Raw genomic sequence first — 6,725 nt, 5'->3', positions numbered from 1 at the left:
TTATTAAATGCTTTAGAAGAACTGGGTGTTTATCCACCTTCTGGTTGTCGTATGGGAATTTGTCATAGTTGTAGTTGCAAAAAACAGTCAGGCACTACTCAAGATTTACAAAATGGTGAAATTAATCAAGAGCCGAATAGTGCAGTGCGCTTATGTGTTAGTCGTCCGCAATCTGATTTGGTTTTAGAGATTTAGGAGATTTAAGAAATGGCTAAGATACAAAATCGCCAATTAACGGCAGAAGAGCTTGCTCAATTTGGTGCTGAATTAGATGCTTTACGTGCTAGAGTTCAAGCGGACTTAGGCGAAAAAGATGCTAAGTATATTGAAAATATTTATAAATCGGTGCGCTATACCGAAATTATTGGTCGTGGTTTACTGTTTTTAAGCTTTTTACCACCAGCATGGTTAGCAGGCACTGCTTTATTAGGTGTGTCTAAAATTTTAGAAAATATGGAGTTAGGCCATAACGTCATGCATGGTCAATACGATTGGATGCGTGATTCACGTTTTAATGGCAAAAGTTATGAATGGGATATTGTTGGTACGGCTGACAACTGGCGTAAAACTCATAACTTTAAGCATCATACCTATACCAATATCAAAGGCATGGATGATGATGTAGGTTATGGTATTTTACGTTTATTCCCAGAGCAGCGTTGGCAGCCATTTTATTTGGCTCAACCAATTTATTCGGTAATTTTTGCTGCGTTGTTTCAGTGGGGCGTTGCCATCCAAGACTTGGAGCTAGGTAAATATTTTGCAGGTAAAAAGTCAAAAGAGCAGTTACGTGCGGAATTAAAACCTATTTGGGCAAAAACCAAAAAACAATTGCTTAAAGATTATTTATTATTTCCGGCTTTAGCAGGGCCTTTATTTTTACCTGTGTTTTTAGGTAATTTGGCGGCTAATGGCATTCGCAATTTTTGGACATTTACCATTATTTTCTGTGGTCACTTTACCACTGATGTTGAAATTTTCCATAAAAGTGTTTTAGAGAATGAAACCCGTGGGTCTTGGTATTTACGCCAATTACGCGGCTCATCAAATTTAACGGGTGGTAAGTTATTTCATATTATGTCAGGTAATTTGAGTCATCAAATTGAACATCATTTATTCCCTGATATTCCAGCTCGTCGTTATGCTGAGATGTCGGTAGAAGTTCAAGAAATTTGCCAACGTTATGGCCAACACTACAACAAAGGCTCATTGGTTAAACAGTTTGGCCAAGTGTGTGGTCGTATTCTGCGTTATGCTTTGCCTTCTAAGAGTAAAGTATTAAAAGATGATAAGGCGATGGCACAAGCTGTGATGGTAGAAAAATTAGCTGCTTGATTTGTAGGGTGGGTTATTAACCCACCTTTTCACTAGCATTTTTGATAGCAGCAATTTGGTCATCAATCTTTCTGACAGCAGCAGGGTCATTGCCCAACTTAACTTTCAGCTTGTTAAGTAGCTCTATACGCTGATTGTTACGTTCAATCAAAGCAATTTGCACGTCTGCTGCAATCTCCGCTTCGGTAGGGATAAGGCTACGATTAATACCATGATGTTGGTTGATAAGTCTCCATACTTCAATAGAGTAGTCATTTTGTAGGGGCAGTTTATCTAAGCTGTGTATAAACTTCTCTAACGCTTGATGTTGCTTTAAAAGTGTGTCAGAGGGTAGAGGGCTTGGTGATTCCTGCTGTTCTTGCAGCAATCTAACACCATATAAATAAGTAGCTGTTTTCTTATCTACAGTAGCTAAATCTTTTAGCTCTTTTCTTGTCTCTAAAGGCTTCCCATTTGTAATATTGACCGAGTTTAAGTTCATTAAACTACTTAAATGTATAGATTCTGCGGCTACTACGAAAAGCTCCACAATATTTTTAAGCCCTAGTAACACTAGCAGAATGAAGTTTAAACAGCCTTTAATAAATTCCCACATTTGTTGCTTGAATCCGCCATCCATAAAACTCAATTTTAAGGGTAACCACAAGGGTTACCCCTACGACAAAAATTACTTAACCTTCATACCTGCCGTTGCTCCACTATCAGGAGATAATAAGAAAATTTCTTTACCACCTGCACCTGCGGCCAAGACCATACCTTCAGAAACACCAAACTTCATTTGACGTGGTGCTAAGTTAGCGACCATCACTGTGAGTTTGCCAATTAAATCTTCGGGTTTATACGCCGATTTAATCCCTGCAAAAACCGTGCGTTGCTCATTACCTAAGTCTAGGGTGAGCTTTAATAACTTAGCCGCTTCAGGAATATGCTCAGCATTGACAATCTTGGCAATCCGCAAATCTACCTTAGCAAAATCATCAATGCTAATGGTTGGTGCAATCGCTTCAATGGTGCTGGCTTTTTCGGTTTTTGAAGCAGCTTTAGCCACGGTTGGTGCAACTGCCGCTAAGTCTTCTTTTGAAGCTTCGACCATCGCTTGTACTTTGTCTTTTTCAACACGGGTCATTAATGGGGTAAAGGCATTAATTTTATGACCCAACAATAATTGCTCACGTGCGTGCCATGCTAAAGAGTCAATATTCAAAAATTGCTGACTAGCTGCGGCTGTGACAGGCAAAATAGGAGACAAGTAAGTAATTAATTGACGGAATAAGTTTAAGCCCACACTACAAACCGCTTGTACTTGCTCTTTATTAGCAGGGTCTTTGGCTAATGCCCAAGGTTTTTTCTCGTCAATATATTGGTTGGCTTTATCAGCTAAAGCCATAATCTCTCGGACAGCTTTGCCAAAGTCTCGACTTTCAAAATGCTCAGCAATGGTTGTACCTGCATTAACAAATTCAGCCAATAATTCAGGCTCGGCACTGGTTGCTGATAATAAACCATCAAATTGTTTATTAATAAAACCTGCACAACGACTTGCAATATTAACGACTTTACCCACCAAATCACTGTTTACCTTAAACATAAAATCTTCAAGGTTAAGGTCAATGTCTTCAACACTAGCCGATAACTTAGAAGCAAAATAATAGCGCAAATATTCAGGATTCAAGTTATCTAAATAGCTACGCGCTTTAATGAATGTACCGCGTGATTTAGACATTTTTTGGCCGTTTACCGTTAGAAAGCCATGTGCAAAAATACCAGTTGGTTTACGGAAACCAGCACCATCTAACATTGCAGGCCAAAATAGCGCGTGGAAGTAAACAATATCTTTACCAATAAAATGATAAACTTCAGTTTTGCTTTCGGCATCTAATGCCCAATAATCATCAAAGTTTAGGCCACGTTGCTCACACAAATTCTTAAAACTGGCCATGTAACCAATAGGCGCGTCTAACCACACATAAAAATACTTGTTAGGTGCATCAGGAATTTCAAAGCCAAAATAGGGGGCATCTCTCGATATATCCCAATCGGCTAAACCACTTTCAAACCACTCACCTAATTTATTAGCCACTTCAGGTTGCAAGCGACCAGAACGCGTCCATTCTTTGAGCATGGCTTCAAAGTCTGGCAATTTAAAGAAAAAATGTTCTGATTCTTTTTCAATCGGTGTTGCACCAGAAATGGTGGAGTAAGGATTTTTTAACTCGGTGGCCGCATAGGTTGCGCCACATTTTTCGCAAGAGTCACCATATTGGTCTTTCTCGCCACATTTAGGACACTCACCTTTAATAAAGCGGTCTGCCAAAAATAATTGCTTTTCGGGGTCAAATAATTGGCGAATAGGGCGAGTGGCAATATGGCCACCATCACGATTTTTGAGATAAATAAAACGCGAAAACTCACGATTTTCTTCGGAATGTGTGGAGTGATAATTATCAAAGGCAATATGAAAACCTGCAAAATCAGCTTCATGCTCTGCTTTAACATTGGCAATTTGTTGTTCTGGACTAATGCCGTTTTGTTCTGCTTTTAACATGATTGCTGTGCCGTGAGCATCGTCCGCACACACATAAATACAATCATTGCCCCGAGATTTTTGAAAACGTACCCAAATATCGGTTTGAATATATTCTACTAAATGACCTAAATGAATAGAGCCATTGGCATAAGGTAAAGCACTGGTCACTAATAAACGGCGTGTCATATTTCTCACACTACTCATATATGAATTTAAAAATAAAGTTGCCTACTATAACCGATATTGAAAATACGGTAGCATATGACTTACGCATTTCTCCGAAATTAGCGCGTTTTGTGAGTTAAAAATCGTTAAAAAAGATTATTTAACGAGCAAAAAAGCGATAACCGCGTAAGTCAAAAGTATAGAGCCAAAAATTTTTGTCGCATTTACAGAGTCACTTTATGTCGATTTCACGTTCCAAAGTCGAAGCTGTACTCAAACAGCATCAAGACCCGTATCTTAATAAAGATTATGGGCAGTTGGTTGAGTCGATTTCTATCGAAAATGAACAAGTTCAAGTCATTTTAACCTTGCCGTATCCTTTTGCAAGTTTAGGCAAAGCCTTAGAACAACAACTTAGCACTGCGATAGCTGAAAAGACAGGTGCAAAGCAAGTCAAAGTTCAATTACAGCTTGATGTTCCCCGTGCTAAACCACAAGAAGGCGTAGAAGGTGTGCCACCTATCAAAAACGTGATTGTTGTTGCATCAGGTAAAGGCGGTGTTGGCAAATCAACAACTGCCGTTAACTTAGCTTTAGCTTTAGCCCAAGAAGGTGCGACTGTTGGTGTGCTTGATGCCGACATTTATGGCCCAAGCCAACCAACGATGTTAGGTTTAAGCGGCCAAACACCCAAAATTCAAGATAATGCTTTTGTTCCTTTGCAAGCACATGGCTTACAAGTGATGTCGATTGGCTTTTTAACAGGTGATGATAATACGCCTGTTGTATGGCGAGGCCCAAAAGCGACAGGTGCGTTAATTCAATTATTTGGTCAAACAGCATGGCATGATTTGGACTATTTAATTGTTGATATGCCACCCGGTACAGGTGATATTCAATTAACCTTAGCACAACGTATTCCTGTGGTGGGTTCAGTGATTGTCACTACGCCACAAGATATTGCTTTATTAGATGCTAAAAAAGGCATTGAAATGTTCCGTAAGGTCAACATTCGGGTGTTGGGTGTGGTTGAAAATATGTCTTTGCATATTTGTTCTAACTGTGGTCATGCAGAAGCAATTTTTGGGGCAGGTGGTGGTGAGCGTATCGCTAACGATTATCAAACTGAACTTTTAGGCCAATTACCACTTGATAAAGTGATTCGTGAGCAAACTGATGCTGGCAAACCAACCGTTTTAGCTGAGCCAAATGGTCGTATTAGTGAAATGTACACCGATATTGCGCGTAAAATTGCCGCGAAATTAGCTTTAGAAGATAGTGTGCCGCGTAATCGTATTATGGCGTTTTTTGGAAAATAAAACCCTTTATGGTTTCGACCCTTCGACAGGCTCAGGGCTGGCCAATCTCAGCCAACAAACACGCACCTTGAGCGTAGTCGAAAGGTAATTATGAGTGATAAACAGTCTGGGTGAGGGCAAAGATAGAATGCCCATATTCCTAAACTTTTTTGGAAAATAAAGATGAGTATTAAAGCAGATAAGTGGATTCGTCGTATGGCCGAACAATACGACATGATTAGTCCGTTTGAGCCTAATCAAGTGCGTAGTGTTAATGGTGAAAAAATCATTTCCTACGGCGTGTCTAGTTATGGTTACGATGTGCGTTGTGCGCGCGAATTTAAAGTTTTTACCAATGTGTTTTCTGCCACCGTTGATCCCAAAAACTTTGACGAAAAAAGCTTTGTTGATATCGTTGATGATGTTTGTATTATTCCGCCAAATTCCTTTGCTTTGGCACGTACCGTTGAATATTTCAAAATTCCACGCAATGTATTAACGGTTTGTTTGGGTAAATCAACTTATGCACGTTGCGGTATTATTGTTAATGTGACTCCTTTAGAGCCAGAGTGGGAAGGTCATGTGACCTTAGAGTTTTCTAATACCACGAATTTACCTGCCAAAATTTACGCTAATGAAGGCGTGGCACAAATGCTATTTTTTGAGTCTGATGAAGTCTGTGAAACTTCGTATAAAGACCGTGGTGGTAAATATCAAGGTCAACAAGGGGTGACTTTGCCAAAGGCTTAATCCTCTTTGTATTTAAAATAAAGCAGGCAATCGCCTGCTTTATTTTTTACAGTCTGTGAAAATAGGTAACAAATAGACCGTTAGAAGTGAAATATTTAATTCAAGTATAAAAAAATAACTCAATGATAAATAAAAAGAAATAAGATATTGATAATTTTATAACATCAAAAGTTTAACAAAACCGTCATTTTAAAGTCACTAATTTGTCACATTGTGTCTTAATAATCGCCACCAAGTTGAAGCTACTAATATTTACCAAAAGTAGCTTTAAGACATACAAAATTTTTTGATTTGTACGTCTGTTTTTAAAACTAGGTCGAGGAGACTCATCCCATGAAACGTAATCTTATTGCCTTAGCTGTGTTAACTGCTGCTATTACTCCATTAACAGCACAAGCTAATCCAAAAGTATATGGTCAAATCAATTTATCTGCTGAAGCTTATGAACAAGACAAGGATGGTTCTGTTAACGATCAAGAATTTACTCGTATGCAAACAAATGCCTCTCGCTTTGGTGTAAAAGGCGAGGCTGAATTAACCGCAACATTAAGTGCTGTTTATGGTATTGAATGGGAAGTTACCGCAGAAGGAGATGATGTTAGTCGCTTGTCTGTAAGCACAACAACAACTGTCGATACAAATGGTGATGG

General features: G+C 38.9%; 4 protein-coding genes and 3 pseudogenes. 5 read left to right on the top strand and 2 right to left on the bottom strand.

Annotation, left to right across the window (positions count from 1 at the left end):
- Together Q0212_RS13905 and Q0212_RS13900 are read left to right on the top strand one after the other, a co-directional pair.
- On the top strand, positions 1-195 hold a 195-nt coding region (locus Q0212_RS13905), incomplete at its 5' end, for a 2Fe-2S iron-sulfur cluster binding domain-containing protein (RefSeq protein ID WP_297926545.1).
- A 12-nt stretch (positions 196-207) separates the two neighbouring features.
- Positions 208-1,269: pseudogene (locus Q0212_RS13900) on the top strand (fatty acid desaturase); the annotation flags it as partial.
- Positions 1,270-1,351: 82 nt separating this feature from the next.
- On the opposite strand, the gene Q0212_RS13895 reads toward Q0212_RS13900, so the two are convergent.
- Entirely contained in the window at positions 1,352-1,981 is a 630-nt protein-coding gene (locus Q0212_RS13895; RefSeq protein ID WP_297926543.1) for a hypothetical protein, read from the bottom strand.
- Between the two features lie 21 nt (positions 1,982-2,002).
- Entirely contained in the window at positions 2,003-4,066 is a 2,064-nt protein-coding gene (gene metG / locus Q0212_RS13890) for a methionine--tRNA ligase (protein ID WP_297926541.1), read from the bottom strand.
- A 212-nt stretch (positions 4,067-4,278) separates the two neighbouring features.
- On the opposite strand from metG, the pseudogene apbC reads away from it, so the two are divergent.
- From apbC to Q0212_RS13875, 3 genes and pseudogenes are all read left to right on the top strand, one after another.
- Positions 4,279-5,346, top strand: a pseudogene (gene apbC, locus Q0212_RS13885) (iron-sulfur cluster carrier protein ApbC); the annotation flags it as partial.
- A 162-nt stretch (positions 5,347-5,508) separates the two neighbouring features.
- Positions 5,509-6,075, top strand: coding sequence for a dCTP deaminase (gene dcd / locus Q0212_RS13880; protein ID WP_297926539.1), 567 nt, complete (start codon positions 5,509-5,511; stop codon positions 6,073-6,075).
- 333 nt (positions 6,076-6,408) lie between these two features.
- Positions 6,409-6,725, top strand: a pseudogene (locus Q0212_RS13875) (hypothetical protein); the annotation flags it as partial.

This window comes from uncultured Agitococcus sp., from assembly GCF_937920075.1.
Classification (GTDB): Bacteria; Pseudomonadota; Gammaproteobacteria; order Pseudomonadales; family Moraxellaceae; genus Agitococcus.
The sequence above is the reverse complement of the archived record's forward strand: the minus strand, read 5'-3'. Positions and strand labels throughout refer to the sequence as shown.